This is a genomic window from Helicobacter sp. 23-1044 (assembly GCF_053654695.1).
The window spans coordinates 1-752 of record NZ_JBSIUQ010000031.1; the positions used below are offsets into that span (position 1 = coordinate 1).

1 protein-coding gene is annotated in these 752 nt (G+C 42.6%); it reads left to right on the top strand.

Annotated features, from left to right (window positions below; genetic code table 11):
- Positions 1 to 227: 227 nt before the first annotated feature.
- The coding region (locus ACWIUD_RS12060; RefSeq protein ID WP_454149409.1) for a glycosyltransferase family 2 protein at positions 228 to 752 on the top strand (525 nt) is incomplete at its 3' end.

Below are 752 nucleotides of genomic sequence, written 5' to 3' on the forward strand. Positions count from 1 at the left end.
AAAAATCGCGATAATTTCGCACTAAAATCGCATATAAAATCCATAAAAATATTTGAAATGATGGATTTTATCGCAGAATCTAGCGTAGATTCTGCGAATTTGTCACAAAACGCAGAATCTGCAAATAGGGGGGGGGGCAGAATAAGTTAAAAACCGCAGAATCTTCCCCAAAATCACAGAATCTACACGCAGAATCTCCCACCAAAAACGCCCCGCGCGGAAGTATTGTGGATGAAAAATCGGGGTTGCGAGGTTGTGAGCGAGGCGATAGAACTAATGGTTCATCAACGAAGCGAACAACCAGTCTCCCCGATTTATCGCCACAAGACAATCGCGCTGCTCCCGTTTTCACCATCGCAATCCCCACATATAATCGTTTGGAGACACTAAAAGCAGCAATAGATTCTGCGCTAAATCAAGATATCGACTTTCGCTCGTGCGAAAATGGCGCAAATATCGAGGCAAAAATCGCCCAAAAATCTTATGAAATCATCGTGGTTGAGAATACCGATGATTTTAGCGCAAAGTCAAACGCGCAAAAAATGCTTGAAAGCGAGTATTTTGGCAAGGTCACATATTACAAAAATGAGGCGAATTTGGGACTTTTTGGCAATTGGAATCGCTGCATTGAGTTAGCGCAAGGAAAGTGGGTTTGCCTGCTTCACAGCGATGATTTGCTAATGCCAAACTATCTGCGAGAAATGCAAAATGCACTTGCGAAATTAGATGAAAATAAGGTGGGGATGATTAGC